Source organism: Liquorilactobacillus sp., from assembly GCF_047719775.1.
Classification (GTDB): Bacteria; Bacillota; Bacilli; order Lactobacillales; family Lactobacillaceae; genus Liquorilactobacillus.
The window spans coordinates 43,664-65,214 of sequence record NZ_JBDNTS010000011.1 but is presented as its reverse complement, the minus strand read 5'-3'; the positions used below and the strand labels follow the sequence as shown (position 1 = coordinate 65,214).

17 protein-coding genes are annotated in these 21,551 nt (G+C 36.8%); 3 read left to right on the top strand and 14 right to left on the bottom strand.

Annotated elements, in window-relative coordinates:
• Window positions 1-143: 143 nt before the first annotated feature.
• Entirely contained in the window at window positions 144-1,346 is a 1,203-nt protein-coding gene (gene trpB, locus ABF682_RS07355) for a tryptophan synthase subunit beta (protein ID WP_415619416.1), read from the bottom strand.
• A gap of 629 nt (window positions 1,347-1,975) precedes the next feature.
• Between trpB (ABF682_RS07355) and ABF682_RS07350 the strand changes: the two genes are divergently transcribed.
• From ABF682_RS07350 to ABF682_RS07340, 3 genes are all read left to right on the top strand, one after another.
• On the top strand, window positions 1,976-3,367 hold the full coding sequence (locus tag ABF682_RS07350) for an amino acid ABC transporter substrate-binding protein/permease (RefSeq protein ID WP_415619429.1): 1,392 nt from the start codon (window positions 1,976-1,978) through the stop codon (window positions 3,365-3,367).
• Complete coding sequence (locus ABF682_RS07345) at window positions 3,367-4,107, top strand: amino acid ABC transporter ATP-binding protein (RefSeq protein ID WP_289980452.1); 741 nt, start codon at window positions 3,367-3,369, stop codon at window positions 4,105-4,107. The genes ABF682_RS07350 and ABF682_RS07345 overlap by 1 nt, the downstream gene beginning before the upstream one ends.
• A 316-nt stretch (window positions 4,108-4,423) precedes the next feature.
• A complete protein-coding gene (locus ABF682_RS07340; RefSeq protein ID WP_415619415.1) occupies window positions 4,424-5,620 on the top strand; it encodes an acyltransferase family protein in 1,197 nt (398 codons plus the stop codon).
• Between the two features lie 239 nt (window positions 5,621-5,859).
• Here ABF682_RS07340 and ABF682_RS07335 read toward each other — a convergent pair whose 3' ends face one another.
• The 13 genes from ABF682_RS07335 to ABF682_RS07275 all read right to left on the bottom strand — a co-directional run bounded on the left by ABF682_RS07335 (window position 5,860) and on the right by ABF682_RS07275 (window position 21,420).
• On the bottom strand, window positions 5,860-7,320 hold the full coding sequence (locus tag ABF682_RS07335) for a glycoside hydrolase family 1 protein (RefSeq protein ID WP_289980455.1): 1,461 nt from the start codon (window positions 7,318-7,320) through the stop codon (window positions 5,860-5,862).
• Window positions 7,321-8,757, bottom strand: a complete 1,437-nt coding sequence (locus ABF682_RS07330) for a 6-phospho-beta-glucosidase (RefSeq protein WP_289980457.1) — start codon at window positions 8,755-8,757, stop codon at window positions 7,321-7,323.
• Between the two features lie 22 nt (window positions 8,758-8,779).
• Complete coding sequence (locus ABF682_RS07325; protein ID WP_415619414.1) at window positions 8,780-10,735, bottom strand: beta-glucoside-specific PTS transporter subunit IIABC; 1,956 nt, start codon at window positions 10,733-10,735, stop codon at window positions 8,780-8,782.
• 127 nt (window positions 10,736-10,862) lie between these two features.
• Window positions 10,863-11,711, bottom strand: coding sequence for a PRD domain-containing protein (locus ABF682_RS07320; RefSeq protein WP_415619413.1), 849 nt, complete (start codon window positions 11,709-11,711; stop codon window positions 10,863-10,865).
• A gap of 158 nt (window positions 11,712-11,869) precedes the next feature.
• Entirely contained in the window at window positions 11,870-12,673 is an 804-nt protein-coding gene (gene trpA / locus ABF682_RS07315; protein ID WP_415619412.1) for a tryptophan synthase subunit alpha, read from the bottom strand.
• Window positions 12,666-13,871 (bottom strand): tryptophan synthase subunit beta, encoded by a 1,206-nt coding sequence (trpB, locus tag ABF682_RS07310; protein ID WP_415619411.1) that lies wholly within the window; start codon window positions 13,869-13,871, stop codon window positions 12,666-12,668. The genes trpA and trpB (ABF682_RS07310) overlap by 8 nt, the downstream gene beginning before the upstream one ends.
• Window positions 13,849-14,442, bottom strand: a complete 594-nt coding sequence (locus tag ABF682_RS07305; RefSeq protein WP_415619410.1) for a phosphoribosylanthranilate isomerase — start codon at window positions 14,440-14,442, stop codon at window positions 13,849-13,851. The genes trpB (ABF682_RS07310) and ABF682_RS07305 overlap by 23 nt, the downstream gene beginning before the upstream one ends.
• 3 nt (window positions 14,443-14,445) lie before the next feature.
• On the bottom strand, window positions 14,446-15,228 hold the full coding sequence (trpC, locus tag ABF682_RS07300; RefSeq protein WP_415619409.1) for an indole-3-glycerol phosphate synthase TrpC: 783 nt from the start codon (window positions 15,226-15,228) through the stop codon (window positions 14,446-14,448).
• Window positions 15,225-16,250: an anthranilate phosphoribosyltransferase gene (gene trpD, locus ABF682_RS07295; RefSeq protein WP_289980509.1), complete on the bottom strand. Its 1,026-nt coding sequence runs from the start codon at window positions 16,248-16,250 to the stop codon at window positions 15,225-15,227. Before trpD ends, trpC begins: the two co-directional genes overlap by 4 nt.
• Window positions 16,251-16,659: 409 nt before the next feature.
• Window positions 16,660-17,232: an anthranilate synthase component II gene (locus ABF682_RS07290; RefSeq protein ID WP_289980470.1), complete on the bottom strand. Its 573-nt coding sequence runs from the start codon at window positions 17,230-17,232 to the stop codon at window positions 16,660-16,662.
• On the bottom strand, window positions 17,213-18,697 hold the full coding sequence (locus ABF682_RS07285; RefSeq protein WP_415619408.1) for an anthranilate synthase component I family protein: 1,485 nt from the start codon (window positions 18,695-18,697) through the stop codon (window positions 17,213-17,215). Before ABF682_RS07285 ends, ABF682_RS07290 begins: the two co-directional genes overlap by 20 nt.
• Window positions 18,698-19,103: 406 nt before the next feature.
• On the bottom strand, window positions 19,104-20,027 hold the full coding sequence (gene mmuM / locus ABF682_RS07280; protein WP_415619407.1) for a homocysteine S-methyltransferase: 924 nt from the start codon (window positions 20,025-20,027) through the stop codon (window positions 19,104-19,106).
• Between the two features lies 1 nt (window position 20,028).
• A complete protein-coding gene (locus ABF682_RS07275; protein WP_415619406.1) occupies window positions 20,029-21,420 on the bottom strand; it encodes an amino acid permease in 1,392 nt (463 codons plus the stop codon).
• Window positions 21,421-21,551: the final 131 nt, after the last annotated feature.

The following is a 21,551-nucleotide window of genomic DNA, read 5'->3' as shown; positions in this document are numbered from 1 at the left end:
ATTTAATAATAATTTAACGCGATTTTCATACGTTGTCAATGGAAATTTGCAATAAAGCTTAATAATAATAAAAAAATTCTTAATTTATAAAATTTAAAATTAATAATAAATAGTTGCTTCACAATGTTTACTTCTTACATTGCTCACACTTCGATTCCCAAAAAATTGGCAACTTGTTCAACATCTTTGTCTCCCCGTCCAGAGATATTAATTATTACAATTTGATCTTTATTCATCTTAGGCACAATTTTTACCGCTTCTGCAACTGCGTGTGAACTTTCCAATGCTGGAATTATTCCTTCAGTCTTAGATAACAGAACAAATGCATCGATTGCTTCTTGATCTGTAATTGCATCATACTGTGCTCTTTTCGTATCCTTAAGATAAGCGTGTTCGGGTCCGACTCCAGGATAATCAAGTCCAGCAGAAATTGAGTATGCCGGTAACACATTTCCTTGCTCGTCTTGCAGGACATATGTTTTCATCCCATCCGAAATTCCAACAGTTCCGTTTGTCATCGTAGCTGCATTATCTGGTGTAGCAACACCTTTGCCTGCTGCTTCGGCGCCAAATAATTTAACTTCAGGATCATTAATGAATTCTGCGAAAGCTCCAATTGCATTCGACCCCCCACCAACACAAGCAATTATTGCATCTGGCAATCGCTTTTCTTTTTCCAGAATCTGCTTACGAGCTTCTTTACTAATGACACTTTGAAAATCTTTAACAATTGTTGGATAAGGATATGGTCCAACAGCCGAACCTAATACGTAGAAAGTGTCATCTAAATGTTGTGCAAAATGACTAAAAGCAGCATCAACAGCATTCTTCAAAGTCCCATTGCCCTCATTAACAGAATGGACCTTAGCACCCAATAAGTTAATTCTAAAAACATTTAGTTTCTGCCTGCGAACATCTTCTGCTCCCATAAATATTTCACAATCCATCCCAAATTTTGCTGCCGCTGCTGCAGTAGCTACCCCATGCTGACCAGCACCAGTTTCTGCAATGACCTTTGTTTTACCCATTCTTTTAGCAAGAAGAATCTGTCCAAGAACATTGTTTAATTTATGGGCTCCTAAATGATTTAAATCCTCTCTTTTTAAATATACTTTTGCACCACCCAATTTCTTAGTTAATGATTCAGCAAAATAAAGTGGTGTTTCGCGCCCAGAATAATCTTTTAAATAATATGCTAATTCTGCTCTGAATTTCTTATCATCTTTATACTTTAAATATGCGTCTTCTAGTTGTTGCAATGCACCTGCAACATCGGCAGGAACATATTGTCCACCAAAAATTCCGTAATATCCCTTTTTTGTTTGTAATCCTTTTTTTTCTGTCATAATAAAAAACTCCTTTTTATTTTTTATAAAAAGAGAGTCTCGTCCAATAAAAAAACTGACCACACATAGGTATGCATGATCAGTCCTTGAATAAACTGTATCCGGCATAGACTCTCTCAAAACTACAAAAGTAATTAAGCAAGTCTATGTCCATAAAAAACACCCGACCTGCCCTAGCTACGCCAAAGTTGCCATGTTTGAATGTTTAAAATCATAATACAGTCATCCTTTCCGTTATTAATTGCTAATTATTATCACTTTATTCTAACCAAAAGTCAAGTGCTTTATTATTTTTATAAAATTTTTTATTATGAATTTTTGTGTACTAAAAAATTTTTAATACTGAACACTTGATCTTAAAAATATAGTAAAGCGCTTATGTTTTATTGTCTTGTATCATCCAAATATCCTTACTACCTCTGTTATATTTGATTTATTGTGAAATTAATTGAATACAATATAGTTTCGAATAAATTATTAATGGCCCTTATTATTTACGATTAATATGCTACAATTATTTTTAATTACATGTATGTGATATAATTGGCATATGATATTAAAGGATAGAGGGAGATTAAATGAAAATTAGATTAAAACTTTTTTTTGCATTATTTTTTGCAACTTTAGGGATGTTTGCCTGGCACGCTCCACAGGTACACGCTGCCACGACTTATACAATTGGTACAGATGTTACCTTTCCCCCATTTGTTTATGCAAATTCCAATAACAAATATGTAGGGATCGATATGGAATTAATCCGCTCCATCGCCAAAGAAGAAGGTTTTAAAGTCAACATAAAACCACTTGGATTTAATGCAGCTGTTCAGTCCCTCAGTTCTGGGCAGATTGATGGCGTTATCGCTGGAATGACGATTACTGATGAACGTAAGCAAACGCTCGACTTTTCTACCCCTTACTATGAATCTGGAATTGTAATGGCAGTTGCTCCTAGTAGCAAGATTACAAGCCTTAAGGGATTAAAAGGGAAAACCGTTGCTGTCAAAACCGGTACACAAGGTGCTACATATGCAAACTCAATTAAAGACAAGTATGGATTCAAAATCGTCACTTTTGATGATTCTGATAATGTCTATAACGATGTTAAAACAGGTAATTCTGCCGCATGTTTCGATGATAGTGCTGTACTTAATTATGGCGTTAAAACTGGTTTAGGTCTAAAAATCGTTACGAAACCTACCGATGTTGGAAAATACGGATTTGCTGTTAAAAAAGGACAAAATCAAAAATTACTAAAGATGTTCAATGCTGGATTGGCTAAACTAAAGAAAAATGGCAAATACGATCAAATTATCAAGAAATATACTGGTAAAGCAGCCACAACCAAGACAAGTAAATCAAACTCTGAGGGTAGTACTTTCTTCGGCCTTTTGCGCCAAAATCAAAAAGCTATCCTAAGCGGAATCTTAGAAACCCTTAAGTTGACAATTGTCTCCATCATTTGTGCAACGATCTTTGGAATTCTTGTTGGATTACTTGGTGTTTTACCCAACAAATTTGCACGCGGCATCTCTACGACAATTGTTTACATTTTTAGAGGTTTGCCTTTGCTAGTACTCGCCTTATTCATTTATAATGGTGTTCCTAGTCTAACTGGTACCAAGATTCCAGCTTTCGTAGCTGGTATTATTACTTTGACTTTAAACGAAGGTGCTTACACTGCCGCATTTGTTAAAGGTGGGATTGAAGCTGTCGATATTGGACAGATGGAAGCTGCGAGAAGTCTAGGGCTACCTTTTGGTAAAGCAATGGGCAAGGTTATCCTACCGCAAGGTATCAAGATAATGATTCCTTCATTTATCAATCAATTTATTATTACTTTGAAGGATACCTCGATTCTATCGATTATCGGAATTCTAGAATTAACTCAAACCGGTAAGATTATTATTGCTCGTAACCTTGAAGGATTTAAAGTCTGGGCCATCATTGCGGTAATCTATCTTTTAATTATTACATTGTTGACATTACTATCTAAGTGGGTTGAACGGAGGATTAATGACTAATGGCTAATTTAAAAGTAGATGTAACAGATTTGAATAAAAGTTTTGGTGATAACCATGTTCTTAAAGGAATTGATTTCAAAGTTGCCAATAATGAGGTTGTCGTGTTGATAGGGCCATCTGGTTCTGGTAAGAGTACACTTTTACGCTGTTTGAACCGACTTGAGAACCCTACTTCTGGGAAAGTATCAATTGATGGAAAAGATATCAGTAATACTAAAACCAATATTGATCAAGCTCGTGAAAATATTGGAATGGTTTTCCAGCATTTTAATCTCTTCAACAATTTAACAGTTGGTCAAAATGTCGAATTAGCTCCCGTTGAATTAGGTAAGCTTTCAAAAGAAGATGCTGCTGCACAAGCAAAAAAATTGCTTACAACTGTCGGACTGGAAGACAAGTATTCTGCTAAACCACAATCTCTTTCTGGGGGACAGAAGCAGCGTGTTGCAATTGCACGTGCACTTGCAATGAACCCCGACATTATGTTATTCGATGAACCAACATCCGCACTTGATCCTGAAATGGTCGGTGATGTCCTAGAAGTAATGAAGAAGCTCGCAAAAGAAGGAATGACCATGGTCGTTGTCACCCATGAAATGGGCTTTGCAAAAGAGATGGCTGATCGTGTGGTCTTTATGGCAGATGGTGTCGTTGTAGAAGAAGGAAAACCAGAGGCTGTATTCGATCATCCAAAAAACGAACGAACAAAAGCATTCTTAGATAAAGTTATCAACGTATAAAAACAAGATTAACGTGCATAAACCGGATTAGACGGAAAAGTTATAGTAAATTTATGCGTAATCAATTAATCACTGGGGTTGAATCAGAAGTTAAATTTTGATTCAACCCTCTTTTTATTAAAAATAAATATATCTCATAAGTCAAAATTCTTCATCTAATTTTAATTTCTAAATTATAGCGCATTCCTTTTTTCTTTAAAAATTCATGTTTTATTTGAAAAACAAGCAAATATCATTTCAAAAAAAATCTTATCTTTCTTCTAAAATAATATATAGCTTATGCTTCAAATATATTTATTTAGAAAAGGGGTTCCTTTTGATTAATACTACTGCTACACAAAAACGTCGCCATTTGTATGAAATTGATTTTATGCGTATCTTTTTTACTCTTGGTGTATTATTTAATCATACAGTTAATAAATTCACTTCAGCAATGACAGACGGTAATACTTACTACACTGTACGCAGTGCGCGTGTCATGTTCCACTATACTAGAATGGGATTTATTTTTATCAGCGGCATTGTTTTAACTTTGACATACTTTAAAAAACATGATTGGTCAAAATTCCTCAAAAAAAGATTTGGTGGCAGCCTCTGGCCTTACCTAGCATGGAATGCACTCTTATTGACTTTAATGATAATGATTGGTAATCCGAATTATTCACTTGATTCATTTGGCAGCAAATACTTCACAATTGTGATGCACGGAAGTAGTTTTTATCTTTATTATATGCTGCTTGTAATGCAACTATATCTACTATTTCCTGTAATTGTTTATCTTTTTCAACACTTTGCAAGACACCATTCACTGATTCTATCAACCAGTTTCACTATCCAACTGTTGACAGACTTTTGGATTAAATACGTTATGAGTCAAACCGATACCAGCTCTTGGCCTTATTGGATTAAAGCGGTCAGCATCAATATCTTTGCATATCAATTCTATATATTTTTTGGTGTTTATACTTGGCTATATCACGAAAAAGTTTATGCATTTCTTGAGCGGCATATTAAGCAGTTAATAATTCTCGCTATCACAATGGCCTTTGGTATGATTGCTTATTACCGTATCTGGAACCAGCAATACTTGCAGCTAGATAGCGATCACGCCCTATCTCTTCATCAACCTTATATCGTATGCTATGATATTGTGATGCTTAGCCTAATCTTTTGGATTGGAAAAAAATATGCACAACGCCAAGCTCGTGGTTTGCCAAATTGGTTACAATCACTAATGGATCGAGCTGTTAAAGTCAGCTTTGGTATGTACTTGAATCAAACAATCGGTCTCTTGATCGTAAATTATATTTTAAGTACCCTTTCACTGCCAAACTGGTTACTATTGATACTCATCCCTGTTGGATGGCTTCTTGTTGTTTTTATCTCATTTGAACTTGCATGGATTTGTTATAAAGTTCCCCCCTTAGGATTTCTAGTAGGACGTCCCAATTGGCACCCACTTAAAAATAGCAAGCTCTCTGTATTTAAAAAGATTTCTGCTTCTAAAGAATAAAAAATTCATTGAAATGGAGTCGCAGTGCCATACTATCATCCTAGCTTCTTTCACTGTATAAATCCTAAATCTAGAATTCAAATCTTGTCTTATGAAATCTGTTTATTCGTAATAAATAAAGGAACTGCGCCAAATTATACTTTTGAAGTGCACATAGTAGTTAGACAAAAATCTAATTATTATGCGGCACTTCATTTTTGGCGTAATTCCTTTATTTTAATCTTATAATTTATAATTAATTATAGTTTTTCACCATTCGTTGCAATGACTTCCTTGAACCAATAAAATGAGTCTTTACGAATTCTCTCTAAACTACCATTGCCGTCATCATCTTGGTCAACATAGATGAAGCCGTAGCGTTTCGACATTTCAGATGTAGAGGCACTAATTAAATCGATTGGCCCCCAAGATGTATACCCCAGCAACTCAACCCCGTCTTTTATTGCTTCTTTCATCTCAACAAGATGCTTACGCAAATAATCTATCCGGTAATCATCATGAATTTTTTTATCTGACGTCAATTCATCAATCGCTCCAAGACCATTTTCTACAATAAATAATGGAACTTGATAGCGATCCCATAGTTCATTCAAAGAAACTCTGAGCCCGACTGGATCAATTTGCCACCCCCACTCACTAGAAGCTAAATATGGATTAGTTTCTCCAAGCGCAAAGTTTCCTGTTGACTTAGTAATATCATCAGCATCCGATGTGACAGTTGACATGTAATAACTAAAGCTCAAAAAGTCGACCTTTCCTTGTTTCAATGTTTCTTCATCATCTGCTGCAAAATCCAATTCAATTCCATTTTCATAGAAATAGCGATTCATAAACCTAGGATATTCGCCTCGTACTTGGACGTCAGTGAAGAAGAGGTTCAATTGGTCTTGCAATTGAGCAGCTCGGACATCATTAGGTGCGGGTGTCTTAGGATATGTTTGCATCCTTGCGAGCATTGATCCAATTTTTGCTTCAGGGTCAATTTCATGACACTGTAACACAGCCAATGCACTCGCGATAAATTGGTGATGCAAAGACTGATAGCGTAACTGCATCTTTTGTTCAATGGGTAGTTCTTCATCAAGAGCCCCAGTTCCATTAAATCCCCAAACGGCTGCATTAATTTCATTGAACGTCAGCCAATATTTTACTTGTCCTTTATAACGCTCAAACAGTACCTTTGTGAATTTTGTGAATTCAGTAATCGTTTTTCGTGCTGCCCAACCATTATTTTTTAAAGTTAATCCAAGCGGCATTTCATAATGTGAGATCGTCACAACCGGTTCTATTCCATATTTTTTACAAGCTTCAAAAACATGATCATAGAATAAAAGTCCTTTTTCATTTGGCTCATTTTCATCACCATTGGGGAAAATTCTACTCCAAGCAATTGACAAACGATAGGCTTTAAAACCCATTTCTGCAAAAAGTTTGATATCTTCTTCATAATGATGATAGAAATCAATTCCGCGTCGCTTAGGATAGGTTGACGTACTTGAATCCGCGATAGCTTCTTTTAATGATTGTTTAGTTACCTCATTCAGCGTAAAATTTTTACGACTAGTTGCTCGCTTAACTACTTCGGCTGTTGAAATTCCCTTACTATCAATATTCCAAGCACCTTCTACCTGATTAGCAGCCGTCGCTCCACCCCACAAAAAATTTGTTGGAAACCCACTAGGAACATTCTTACTATACATTTAAACATCCTCCTCTAATAAATACTTACCATTTGTATTTATAACTTTTTGATACCAATAAAATGAATCCTTTTTCAATCTTTGCAATGAGCCTTCGCCCTTATCGCTTCTGTCAACATATACATAGCCATAGCGTTTAGACATCTCACCGCTTCCAGCCGAAACTAAATCAATACACCCCCAACTAGTGTATCCAAGACACTCGACACCATCATCAATTGCAGCACCTAGTGCACGCAAATTCTCTCTTAGATAATCAATTCGGTATTGATCATGAATTTCATTCCTAGAAGTGACTACATCTTTTTCCCCTAAACCATTTTCAACTATAAAAAGCGGCTTTTGATAACGATCATAAATTTGATTCATCGTTATCCGTAATCCCAGTCCATCAGTCTGCCACCCCCACGAACTCGTCTTTAGATATGGATTTTTGAGCGATGCAAAAATATTGCCTGCCGTTTTCCCCATCACATTAGGATCCGCACTTGTTAACCTTGAAGAGTAGTAGCTAAAAGAGATAAAATCCACAGTATTTTCACGTAAAATTTGCTTGTCATTTTCTAACCATTTCAATTCAACTTTTTTCTCTTTGAATATTTTATCCACATAGCTTGGATAATATCCTCGAGACTGGACATCAGTAAAGAAATATCCTTCACGGTCAGCTTCTAACGCTGCCCATATATCTTTTGGATTACATGTATATGGATATGTTTGTCCTGCAGCTAACATACAGCCGACTTGATTTTCTTTATCTACTTCATGTGCTAATTTTGTTGCAAGTGCAGAAGCAACTAGCTGATGATGAGCGGCCTGATATTTCAGTTGTTCTGGGTTTTCAGCATCGTTTACATCAAGACCGCCACCTAAAAACGGGATATGCAGTATCATATTGATTTCATTAAAGGTCAACCAGTACTTTACTTGACCCTTATAGTGTTTAAAAAGGATCTCGCAATATTTCAAATATAAATTGACTAACCTCCGATCAGCCCAACCATTGTATTTCTCAAATAAGGCCAGCGGTGTATCAAAATGATTAATAGTTACCAAAGGCTCAATTTTGTATTTCCGACATTCTGCAAAAATCTCATCATAGAATTTCAATCCTTCTTCATTAGGTTTTTCATCATCACCATTAGGGAAAATTCTTGGCCAGCTGATTGACATTCGATATACCTTAAAACCCATTTCAGCGAACAATTTGATATCCTCACGAAAATGGTGATAAAAGTCAACTGATTCATGACTTGGATAATATCGATACTTTGTAGTTAATGCCTGCTTAGGATTGAATAATGCATCATTTCTTTTTTCGGCTTTTGCGGGTAAGATATCAACTAATGATAATCCCTTACCATCAGTCAAGTGTGCCCCTTCATATTGATTGGCTGCCGTTGCTCCACCCCATAGAAAATCATCTGGAAATTTCATTCTTTTACCTTCCTTCATTAAATCATAGTAGCTCCAGCAGAGCTTCACTCTTGGTAATTTCACTCTTATTAGATATTATCCTTACCTCATGATAATTTTTTGAATTTGTAACAACCAATGGCGTGATAACACTGTACCCTGCCGCTTTAATTGACTCAATATCAAATTTAACAAGTGGTGTTCCTAAATCCACCTGTTCTCCTTGTTTCACAAGCATCTTAAAGCCTTCGCCTTCAAGATTAACAGTATCCATTCCGATATGCATTAATAATTCTGCACCGTCTACCGTCTTCAACCCTACTGCATGTCCAGTAGGAAAGGCTAAGACAACCTCACCAGCGGCAGGAGCATAAATCATTCCTTCTGTCGGCTCGATTGCAATCCCCTTTCCCATTGCTCCAGAAGCAAAAACCTTATCATCTATCTCGGCTAATTGGATTAACTTACCAGAAAGTGGGCTTGCTAAAGTTGTCGCTTTATTGAAGATTATTTCAGTGTCGCTTTCAGTTGCCATTGAATCAGTTTGAGAGATCGTTGCTGCTGTCGTAGCCACAGTCTCAGGTTCAATATCAACATAATTCTTACCAAAGATAATTTGCAGGACGAATCCAAGTATTACAGCGACAATTGCTGCGATAATCGAACCATAAAAGGCCATGTCAATTCCTGTCTTGGAATTAATATAACTTGGAAAAGCAAAGATTCCTAATCCACCATAGATGTAGGTCTTCGTACCAAAGAATCCAAGTAGTCCACCACCTACAGCGGCAGCAATACAACTTAAAATAAATGGTCGTTTTCTTGGAAGTGAGAGTCCATAGATTGCAGGCTCTGTCACCCCAAAAATTCCTGAAATAACCGCTGGAATTCCAATACTACGTGTTTTTTTATTTTTTGTCTGAAGAGTCATTGCAAGTACAACACCTGTTTGTGCAAATGATGCTGCAAAAGAAAGAACCACGATTGGATCAAACCCTTTAGAAGCAAGATTAGTCAACATAACTGCAACAAATCCCCAATGAAGACCAAACATAACAAATACTTGCCATAGTGCCCCCATTAATACTCCTGCAAAGATAGGACTAAAGTTATAAATCGCAACTGTAATGTCTGAGACTGCTGTACTTAACCAAGTTGCAATCGGTCCAATTACGATAAATGTCACAGGTAAAGTAATAATCAAGGTAACAAAAGGTACCAAGAATGTTTTAACAACATCTGGAATAATTTTTTTAGCCCATTTTTCAATATGTGAAGCAAACCATATTGCTAAAATAATTGGAATAACTGAAGAAGTATAATCCATCATAACTACTGGAATTCCAAAGAAAGTTGTATGGATATCAGAAGCAAAAAAAGTTCCTTTAAATAAAGTATATAGAATTGTTTTACTGCTATTTATTGCAACTATATCTGGGTAACATAGCACTGCACCAATTGCCATCCCCACGAACTTATCAACTTTAAACTTATTAGCCGAAGTGTAACCAAGAATAACTGGGAAGAAATAGAAGAAAGCATCTCCAATCGCATGTAATATCAAATAACTACCCGAAGTTGAAGTAATCCAGCCGAATGCGACAAACATCGCTGTAAAGCCCTTGATCATTCCTGCTGCACACAATGGCCCTAGAATAGGAGTAAATATACCTGAAACTAAATCAATAAAGCGATCCAACAAGCTCATATTGGACTTTTCGCCATAATCATCTGGTACAGAACCACCATCTTGAAATCCTCCAACTTTAATTAAATCATCATAAACATCTGCCACATGATTACCAATCACAACCTGATATTGACCACCAGATTGGACAACCGTAATGACACCATCTGTTGCTTTTAACAGTTCTGTTTTCGTTTTTCCTTCATCTTTTAATTTAAATCTTAATCGTGTAGTACAATGAACCACACTATTAACATTTTCTTTACCGCCAACTCCTTGAATAATTTTATTACTGAGATCTTCATATTTCATTTTTATCATCTCCTGAATTTAAAATAAAAACCCAGCTAACTCTACAATACTTCTCCCAATTAGGATAAAGTAACTTGCAAAGTCTCTGGGTTAATGCCTGCTTGACCAGTAACACACCAAAATACTTTTATTCTTTTTTTAACCGATGGGCCACGCGCCAAATATGTAAAGTTAAATAAACTTTGTCATCTGGTTGCAGTTTCCATTTTGTTTCCTTTTGCAGATAATTATCAATTCGTTCAGTTGTTTCATATGCAAGTGGATATTTCAATTGCATTAACTTCAGCAGTGCGGGATCTAATTCACTTGCTGCCAGACTTGTTTTACTGACTCTTTGAACCATCAATGCACGTAGATGTGTAACAAATCGACTATAATTAAAAGATTCTGTATCTAATGTCAGATGAAATTGGTACTGTATAATATCAATAATTCCAGAAATCAACTTTGTAATTTTAATTGTATCTTGCAGTCTTGAACCATCCATACTTGCATTCACAAAATGATACGTCATAAATACGACTTCATTTTTTTGTAATTGAACATGTACTTGTTGGTTTATCAAGGTAATTGCTTTCTTTGCTGCTTGATATTCCTCGTTGAATAACTTACTGATTTCCCAAATAACTGTTCCATCGCTAATTTCGATTCCTTCATAAGCTCTTTTTAGAGAAAAATCAATATGATCTGCAAGAACAAAATACTGATAATCGTTAAACTTAATTCCCAACAATGGTTCAACCAATTCAATAACTTTTGTGGTTAATTCTAATGATTGCGCCTCAATTTCTTTAAAACTTTCAATATCCAAACTATTCTTTTCAGCAGTCACAAAGCGGCGTTCAACCCTCCCTTCATCAACTAGCATTCCTTGTTTCTTGCCAAAACCTACACCATTACCAATTACAATCCATTCAGTTCCCTGATCATCTTCAACTAGAGCAGCATTATTATTAAAATTCTTAATAAATTTCATAATCACTTCCTCCAGAAACTAAGTATTAAAAAAACCCGCTCTAGACAGTTATTTTATAATAACTAGTCTAAAAGTGGGTTAATGCCTGATCGAATCAGTAACACGCTCTGCTTTATTTGATTATAATACCAGCGATTGTAAGCGTTGTCAATGGATTTTTATAAATTCTTTTCTCTATCTCCTTTATGGATAGCTGCACCCATTTGCCTAGTGTATCCCGTAATTTTTTCAATCGTCACTGCTGTATTTTCTGCAATTATTTTAACGATTGCTGACCCAACTATTACACCATCTGCAATAGCTGCGATTTTGGCTGCCTGCTCGGGTGTATGGATTCCAAAGCCTACTGCAATTGGGGCATCAGTTGACTTTCGAATTGCAGTAATCATATCTTCCAAATTAGAATCAAGCTGGCTCCTAACCCCAGTAACTCCCATTGAAGAAACTACGTATACGAAGCCTGTAGTTTCTTGCACAATTTGTGGAATTCGATCTCCCGAAGTCGGAGCTACCAACGGAATTAATGCACATTGGTATTTAAGCGTAAAAGGTAATACTTCTGAACGTTCTTCCATTGGCAAATCTGGTATGATTACCCCATCTATTCCTACTTGTTTGCATTTAGAAAAGAAACGGTCATAACCGTACTTGAAGATATTATTCAAGTAAACTAACAAAACTAGAGATACATCGCTTTTCTTTCGGACCTCACCAACCAGTTCGAAAACCTTAGTCGTTGTGATTCCTGCTGCGAAAGCTCGCAAATCAGCATCTTGAATAACTGGACCGTCTGCAACTGGATCACTGAATGGTACGCCAACTTCAATAACATCTGCTCCACCTGCAGCCAATGCTAAAATTGCTGCAACTGACTTTTCAAAAGTTGGATCACCCGCTGTAACAAATCCAATAAATGCCTTATGCTGGTTAGTAAAGGCTGCTCTTAATCTCTTCTCAGTCATAAATTTTCTCTCCTTTATATCTCGCAATTGCCGCGACATCTTTGTCTCCTCGTCCTGAAAGATTGCAGACAATAATCTGATCTTTTTTCATCTGCGGTGCAAGCTTCATCACATAGGCAACTGCATGACAACTTTCAATCGCTGCAATGATACCCTCTTGACGTGCTATATATTCAAAAGCTGCAACTGCTTCGTTATCAGTGATTCCAACATATTCAGCCCGTTTAGTATCTGCTAAAGCTGCATGTTGCGGCCCAATTCCAGGATAATCAAGCCCTGCTGAGATTGAATATACTTCATCAATTTGACCATCTTCATTTTGCAGAAACTTTGATTTCATACCATGAAAGATTCCCACGCTCCCACGCTCAATTGTTGCTGCATGCTGTTGTGTATTAACACCTTTGCCTGCTGCCTCACAACCGATTAACCTTACAGTAGGCTCAGCAATAAAATGATAGAACGCTCCCATTGCATTACTTCCACCACCAACACATGCAACTACTGCGTCAGGTAATTTACCTGTTTTATCTTGCAATTGTTGTTTGATTTCTTTACTAATAATGGACTGAAAATCACTAACCATTGTTGGGAATGGATATGGACCCATTACAGAACCAATCACATAATGAGTATCATTGGTCCTTTTGCTCCATTCTTGCATTGCCGCATTAACCGCATCTTTCAAGGTTCCCGTCCCAGTTGTAATTGAATTGACCTTCGCCCCTAAGAGCTTCATGCGATAGACATTCAATGCCTGTCTCTTTGTATCCACTTGACCCATAAAGATTTCACATTCCATCCCCATAAGTGCAGCAATAGTTGCTGTAGCTACTCCATGCTGTCCCGCACCAGTTTCGGCAATTACTCTAGTTTTACCCATTTTTTTTGCTAAAAGTATCTGTCCAATCACATTATTTATTTTGTGTGAACCAGTATGATTTAGATCTTCACGCTTAAAATAAATCTGTGCACCACCAAGATCATTAGTCATTTTTTCTGCATAATACAATAATGATGGTCGATTAGCATAGTTTTTCAACAAATCCATCATTTCTGCCTGAAAATCAGAGTTGTTTCGGTAATATTCATATGCTTTTGCCAACTTAGCGACTTCACTCATCAAGGTTTCCGGGATATATTGCCCTCCGTATTCACCAAAGCGCCCATTTATTTTACTCGTTTTCTTTGTCTGCATCTCTAACACTCCTTATAAATTCAGCTATTTTATTATTATCTTTTTGTCCATTTATCTCTACTCCAGAACTAACATCTACGATTTCTGGATGCAACCGCGAGATAGCCTCACCCACATTATTCGCATTTAACCCCCCTGCAATCATAAACGGATGTCCTTTTGCGTCAATCTGATTCCAATCAGCCAGTTGCCCCGAACCTGGTATTCTTGAATCAAACATCAAATAATCTACTTTTTCCAATGATTTTGTCAGACTATTTACTATTTGAAAAATCAACATGCCTTTATTTTTAAGATTATTGACTTCTGCGTTCGTAATTTCGGTATGCAATTGAACCCCTTGGATTACCTTTTGTTTGACCAGTTTTTCAACGGTCTGCTCGTCAAAGGCTGTAAAAACACCAATTGTTTTGATACAAGGCAAAAGCTGCTCACGAATTCTTTTCGCTTGTTCAATGCTGACTTCGCGTGAACTTTTAGCAAAAACAAAGCCTACATAGTCTGGAAGAATCTGATTTAAAATTGCCACTGTTTTTAAATCTTTAATCCCGCAAATCTTTATTCCTGTCATCTGCTATCCTTTCATATTTAAAATCGTATCTTTTTTGTTTCGCGCCCGCATTAGATACTCTCCTACTAAAATGCCATTAATGCGTGCATTATTTTGCAAGTAAGTTACATCTTGCTGATTTTGAATCCCACTTTCCGAAATCACTAGTTGTTTCGCTGGGACCAAAACACTCAGTCTGCAAGTGGTGCCTAAGTCCACCTTAAAATTAGTCAAATCCCGATTGTTAATTCCAATGATTTCAGCATTCGCAGCTAATGCGCGTGTCAGTTCAGAGTAATTATGGACTTCTACAATTGCGACCATTCCCAAATCATGTGTCAATTCCAAATAGTCATTTAACTGTTCATCACTGAGAATTGCCACAATCAATAAAATGATTGCTGCGCCCACAAGTCGAGCTTCATAAATCATATATGGATCAATCACAAAATCTTTCCGTAGAATTGGTAATTTACTTTCTTTGGCTATTTCTTTTAGATATTCTAGCTTTCCGTGAAAATATTTTTCTTCCGTCAATACAGATATCGCACTGACTCCTACAGCTTGGTATTCTTTAGCAATCTGTAAATAAGGAAACTCATTAACGATTGTGCCCTTTGACGGGGATGCTTGTTTTATTTCTGCAATTATACTTAGCTCCGTATCCTGTAAATTTTGTTTAAAAGAGTGCGCAAGATCATGATTATTCATCTGCTTACTAAGTTTTTTTATTTCCTCAAATTTAATTTTTTGTTTACGCAAGCTAAGACGTTCAGCTGTTGTCGCAACTAAGTCATCCAAAATCATACAATTACCTCGTTATCATTTGTCATCTTAACAAAATCATTCAACTTAGCTAATGCTAGTTTGCTATCTATTGCTTTTTTGGCTTCACGGACTCCTTCGAAAAAGTCAACCTCGGGATGTGCAACATGAATTGCAGCTGCAGCATTTAAAAGTACAATCTCACTCTTTGGCCCATGTGCACCGTTTAAAATTGCACGCGTAATTTTGGCATTTTCTTGCGGAGTTCCTCCAATTAATTCTTGTTTTGTACAACTATGAAAACCAAATTGTTCTGGTGTCAATTCATAATTTTTTATTTCTTTTTTATTGAATTCCGCTACCTTAGTCGGACCAGTTAGTGTAATCTCATCTAATCCATCAGTTCCGTGAACAATCATCCCAGAACTGGCCCCTAGTCGCTGCATTACTTCAGGCATAACCTTAAGTAATTGTTCATCATACACACCCATCAATTGCATCTTTGCTCCTGCGGGATTAGCAAGCGGTCCTAATATATTAAAAATTGTTCTAAAAGCTAATTCCTTACGAACCGTTGCAACATAACGCATCGCTTGATGGTACTCTTGTGCAAATAAAAAACATATCCCAATTTTATCCAGGATTTCAGTTGATTTTGCAGGATTAATACTTATTTTTGCTCCCAGTGCTTCTAATACATCTGCCGCACCACTCAAAGATGTGGCCGCTCTGTTGCCATGCTTTGTCACTGGTATCCCGGTTGCCGAAACAACAAATGCCGTTGTTGTAGAAATATTAAATGTGTGTGCATTATCCCCGCCAGTTCCTACAATTTCAAGTGTTTCTTGTTGACTTGAATCAAAATGAAGTGCGTGCTCTCTCATTGATTGGGCTGCTCCTGCAATTTCAGCAATTGTTTCCTTTTTTTGCGCTAACGCTGTTAAAAGTGCAGCAATCTGAATGTCTGTAGCTCGCCCTGCCATTATTTCATCTGTCGCCTGATTCATTTCCTCGTAACTCAAATTACTACCAGCAATAATTTTTTTGATTGCTTCTTTTATCATGTTTACATCCTCCTTAAGAATTGTTTCTGTAAGTTCAAGTTCATATCCCAAAAGAATCTGCCAACGAAATTCTTTCATTTTTTTACCCCTTTCTCTAAAAAATCCGCCCGTAACAGTCACCTGCTAAGGACGGATTTTCCGCGGTACCACCTTAATTTGTAGCTTAATAGACAGTTAGTCACTGTTCAAATAAACTACACTCTTACAGGATGCAATCACACCCCTGATAACTGACGCGTATCTTACGTTGCGGAGTACTCACATTTTCATGCTTTAACCGCACCCTCAGTGGTCCATTTAATAGCCTGCGTTCAACCGGACTCGCAGCATCGCCGGTTCTCTGCATGTGCACAACTATCTTGATCTCCACTTCATTGGTTTGTATGGATAAATATTTTATTTTTGCTAATTAAACTTTTAAAAAATTCTGAATAATTGTATTTCCAACTACGCTATCCGTCATAATTGATTCTGGATGGTATTGAATCGCATATATGTGTTTTCGACTATCTGAAAAAGACATTAATTCATTATCACTTGAAACACTTGTAATCTTAAAATTCGCGGGTAATTGTTGATAATCTGCGATTAACGAATGATATCTTGCTGCTTGAAACTTTTGAGGAACCCCATTTAAAATTTCGTCAACATATTTTACTTTGATGGTGTCAACTTTTCCATGCATCAATTTAGGAGCAAGAACAACAGCGGTATTAAAAGCTACTGCAATGACCTCTAGTCCCATACAAACACCAAGTATCGGAATCCTACCAGCGAATTTATTAACGATCCCCACACAATTGCCTGCATCACTCGGGCGACCTGGACCCGGAGAGATAATGATGTGTTTCGGCTTTAATCTCTCAATTGCAGCACAATCAATTTCATCGTTTTTTTTCACAATAATATCAGTTGTAAACTGACCAATTTGTTGATATAGATTATAGGTAAAGCTATCATAATTATCGATTAGTAATTCCATCTATTTCACCTCTTGTACTGGCTTGGGTTAATGCATTTCTTACTGATCTTGCCTTATTCAGACATTCCTGATATTCATTTTTAGCAATACTATCCGCCACAATCCCCGCTCCTGTGTGTAAAATACCTTTCTGACCATTTCGATGTAACAAGCGGATTCCAATTGCCTGATCAATCTCACCTGAAAAACTCAGATAACCAAAACTACCACCATAAATGCCGCGTTTAAAATGCTCTAATTCATTAATAATTTGAATTGCCCTGACTTTAGGTGCTCCCGACAAGGTTCCTGCTGGGAAAACAGCATCTAAGATATCTAATGCACTTTTTTCTGGTAATGCCTGACTTTTAATAACAGATGCCAAGTGAACAACAGTTGCAAACTTTTCTAAAAAAGCATGCTTTGTAACCTGAATTGTTCCAAATTTACTTATTTGTCCAAGATCATTTCTCCCAAGGTCAACTAACATATTATGCTCAGCTAATTCTTTTGCACTGTCTAATAATTCCGCACAGTTTTTCTGGTTTTTTACGTTATCAGTTGTTAACTTTCGGGTTCCTGCCAAAGGATAGCTTGCAAGTTCCTTGCCTTGTCTGGTAATCAATGTTTCAGGAGACGCCGCCACAGCAGCAAATCTTCCCTGTTTAAAATAAAAATGATAAGCATGCGGTTCATCTATCATTAACCTCTCTAAAAGTGGTAATAGATCTCCCGTTAAGTTTATTTCTTGCGGATTAGACATAATCAATTGAAAAATATCTCCTGCTGCAATCTGCTTCTTTGCACTTTGAACCTTATTCGCATATTCAACTTCATTGAAGTGCATTCGAAAATCACTCATTAGTCTCAATTGTGGAATCTCATAGGTTTGTCTTATTCGTGCAAATACACTTGCTCTAAATTTTTCAAGTTCTTCTTTTGCTTGCTCATAATTAACTTCCAAATCTTCGACTGAAATACTGACAATCAGACTCATCTCGTTTTTATCATGATCATAAGCAACTAACTTGTTACAGCAGAACAAGCCGATATCTTGTATATTATCTGGATTAGCATGCTGAAAACTAATATGTTTTTGATAATATTTAGTATATTCATATGAGAAATAACCTATTAATCCACCAGTAAATGGTGGAAGACCTGGAACAACGGGCTGCTTATATTTTTTTAAGATTTCCTCCAAATAATCATGTGGATTTACTTCTTCTATTATTTTGTTCCCCTGATTATCACTATCGGTTAACACACCATCTAAAACCGTAATCCTTCGTGTTGGCTCAATTACAAAATAACTATAATTTCCAAGTGCATGATTCCCGCCCGAAAAATAAACTGTATCTTCATCGTGTGCCAAGGACAATAACAATTGTTCTTCTTCATTCTTTGTTAAAGGTACCTTCATAGCAACCGGCACAAAATTATAAGATGCTGCAATCCTTTTTAACTCATCAATTTTAGGAAACATCTTATCACTCCTTTCTAAAAATCTACAAAAAAATCCGCCCATAACAGTCACCTGCTAAGGACGGATTTTCCGCGGTACCACCTTAATTCGTAGCTCAAAAAACAGTTAGTCACTGTTCAATAAACCACACTCTTTACGAGGTGCAATCACACCCCTGATAACTGACGCATATCTTACGTTGCGGAGTACTCACATTTTCATGCTTTAACCGCACCCTCAGTGGTCCATTTAATAGCTTGCGTTCAACCGGACTCGCAGCAACGCCGGTTCTCTGTATGTGCACAACTATCTTGATCTCCACTTCATTGGTTTGTATGGACGAATATTAAATTATGATAAGACTAAATCTTTATCATCTTTTTGTCAACAAGATTTTAATTTTTTTTCAAATTTAGGCTATACAATATTATTGCTGTGCAACAATATTAGCAATCTCACGAATCTCATCTGGCGTAGTACGGCAACAGCCACCAATTATTTTAGCACCCGCACTAATCCAAGTTGGAACTAAATCGCTAAATGTCTGAGCTCGCGTATTAATCTGCCATTTTTTTGAAATAGGATCATATATATCACCATTGTTAGGATAGACAATTAACGGTTTCTTTGTTAATACGCGAATCTCATTCAACACAGGCGTGATGTTCTCCAAAGCTGTACAGTTGACTCCAATTGCACTAACATTCTCAAACTGATTAAGATATTTCACGACCTTTGCCAAGCTAGTACCATCACATAAATATTTATCATCTTTTATACTGAGAGCTATCCAAGCAGTCGTCTCAGGAAATTTCCGCTCCAACAACTCTGTAATCGCTTCAAGTTCAATAAAGTTAGGTTGTGTTTCAATCGCAAATAAGTCGACTCCAGCCTCAACTAAAGCCTGCATTCTTGGATAGTGAAAATCTTGAAATGCTTTTATTGATAAATTATAATTTCCAGTATATTCACTTCCGTCAGCTAAAAAAGCACCATATGGACCGATACTTCCCGCCAATAATAAATGTTTGTTCGTTGAAGATTCTTTTCTTGCTTCTTGGGCACAAAAAACGGCTTGCTTGATTAACGCAATACTCTCGGCAGCATCCATCCCTTGCTTCATGAATGCTTGTCTTGTTGCCTGATAAGTATTTGTTATTGCTATATCTGCTCCAGCTTTGAAGTAATTTTGATGCACCGTTGTTATTTTCTGTGGCGCGTCTAAAAGTGCTGTTGCCGACCATAACTCATTGGCAGTGTCGACTCCTGCCTTTTCAAGCTCAGTTGCCATTGCTCCATCAAGTACCAACAGTTTCTTTTCATTTAACAATTCAAGTAATGGTGCTTTCATTTTAAACCTCCTCCTGCTCATTTTTTATATCGTGTCTCTTCTTAAAGAAATACAATCCATAACACCCTAGAATAAATGGCACCATATAAAACAATGCTGACCTTTGTGTTGGATCAAACACAATTAACACACATGATAATAGACTAGCTATCAGTGCAATCCATGGAATAAAGGGATAACCTGGTGTCACAAACTTAAGTTCATTAACTTTATGACCTTCTTTTATCCAATTTTTTCGAAAATTGATTTCTGAAAGCGCAATTGCTGCCCAAACTAACACAACTGCAAGCCCAGAAATTGAGACCAATACTAGATATACGGTTGATGCTGCTACAACACTGGACAGAAGTGCTAAAATTCCACCTAACATGCTGGCAATTAATGCGTATAATGGAACTCCATTACTTGTCGTTTTGGCAAAAACAGGGCTAATCATTTTCTCATGCGATAGCGACCATAGCATTCTGGTTGAAGCATACAACCCTGAATTTGCAGCTGACAAAATTGCTGTTAAAATCACAAAATTCATAATATCGCCTGCAAATGGTAGTCCAATACTCTTAAAGACAAGAACAAATGGGCTTTGACCTACTCCAGCTTGTTTCCAGGGAATAAGAGTTGCCATTACAGTAATACTGCCAATGAAAAAGACAATTAAGCGCCAAAGCGTTGTGTGAATTGCCTTTGGAATTGTTCTTGCAGGATCCTTAGCTTCTCCAGCAGTAACCCCAATCAGTTCCGTTCCCGAAAAGGCAAAGTTAACAGTTAACATCGTGGTAAAAACTCCTTTGAATCCGGTAGGAAAAAGTCCATTCGCATAAAGATTGTGAAATAAAGGCTGTGGATTATATTTCTTAAACGAAAATATTCCGAAGATAGCCAACCCGCCAATCCCAATAAAGAAAATAATTGCCAAAACTTTAATACTTGCGAACCAAAACTCTGTTTCCGCAAAGAAACGAACAGAAAATGCATTCGAAGCAAAAATAATAATCATAAATAACAAACTCCAGCACCAGGTTGGCGTTTTAGGGAACCAATTTTGCATAATCAACCCTGCAGCCGTAAACTCTGAACCCAACGCAACAGTCCATGTAAGCCAGTACAAGATTGCAACAGTAAATCCCGTTGCAGGTCCAATAAAACGTGTTGCATAAACATGGAATGAACCTGTTTGCGGCATAGCAACGGCTAGTTCTCCCAAGCAAAGCATTACCAAATAGACAATTACTGCACCAATTCCATACGCTAGAATTGTTCCTACAGGTCCTGCTTGATGAATTGTATATCCCGAGCTCAAGAAAAGGCCCGTCCCAATTACACCACCTAAAGAAATCATGAATAAATGCCTTACAGTCATCTCACGCTTCAGATTTTCACTCTTATCTGTCATTTCAAACTCTCCATCCTTCTACTCAATTAGTTACTTCTATAACAAATAAAAACCCCGCAGTCAATTTAGACTACGAGGTGATTATTCACGCTACCACTCGATCTTTGATTACTAAATTACTCTAGTAATCC

Bases quoted from the DNA above. Each gene is read 5' to 3' on its own strand.
- ABF682_RS07335 (WP_289980455.1), bottom strand. From the start codon at position 7,320: ATGTATAGTAAGAATGTTCCTAGTGGGTTTCCAACAAATTTTTTGTGG.
- ABF682_RS07350 (WP_415619429.1), top strand. From the start codon at position 1,976: ATGTTTGCCTGGCACGCTCCACAGGTACACGCTGCCACGACTTATACA.
- trpB (WP_415619411.1), bottom strand. From the start codon at position 13,871: ATGCAGACAAAGAAAACGAGTAAAATAAATGGGCGCTTTGGTGAATAC.
- trpD (WP_289980509.1), bottom strand. From the start codon at position 16,250: ATGATAAAAGAAGCAATCAAAAAAATTATTGCTGGTAGTAATTTGAGT.
- ABF682_RS07325 (WP_415619414.1), bottom strand. From the start codon at position 10,735: ATGAAATATGAAGATCTCAGTAATAAAATTATTCAAGGAGTTGGCGGT.
- mmuM (WP_415619407.1), bottom strand. From the start codon at position 20,027: ATGAAAGCACCATTACTTGAATTGTTAAATGAAAAGAAACTGTTGGTA.
- trpA (WP_415619412.1), bottom strand. From the start codon at position 12,673: ATGACTGAGAAGAGATTAAGAGCAGCCTTTACTAACCAGCATAAGGCA.
- ABF682_RS07330 (WP_289980457.1), bottom strand. From the start codon at position 8,757: ATGAAATTTCCAGATGATTTTCTATGGGGTGGAGCAACGGCAGCCAAT.
- trpC (WP_415619409.1), bottom strand. From the start codon at position 15,228: ATGATTTTGGATGACTTAGTTGCGACAACAGCTGAACGTCTTAGCTTG.
- ABF682_RS07285 (WP_415619408.1), bottom strand. From the start codon at position 18,697: ATGTTTCCTAAAATTGATGAGTTAAAAAGGATTGCAGCATCTTATAAT.
- ABF682_RS07345 (WP_289980452.1), top strand. From the start codon at position 3,367: ATGGCTAATTTAAAAGTAGATGTAACAGATTTGAATAAAAGTTTTGGT.
- ABF682_RS07275 (WP_415619406.1), bottom strand. From the start codon at position 21,420: ATGACAGATAAGAGTGAAAATCTGAAGCGTGAGATGACTGTAAGGCAT.
- ABF682_RS07305 (WP_415619410.1), bottom strand. From the start codon at position 14,442: ATGACAGGAATAAAGATTTGCGGGATTAAAGATTTAAAAACAGTGGCA.
- ABF682_RS07290 (WP_289980470.1), bottom strand. From the start codon at position 17,232: ATGGAATTACTAATCGATAATTATGATAGCTTTACCTATAATCTATAT.
- trpB (WP_415619416.1), bottom strand. From the start codon at position 1,346: ATGACAGAAAAAAAAGGATTACAAACAAAAAAGGGATATTACGGAATT.
- ABF682_RS07320 (WP_415619413.1), bottom strand. From the start codon at position 11,711: ATGAAATTTATTAAGAATTTTAATAATAATGCTGCTCTAGTTGAAGAT.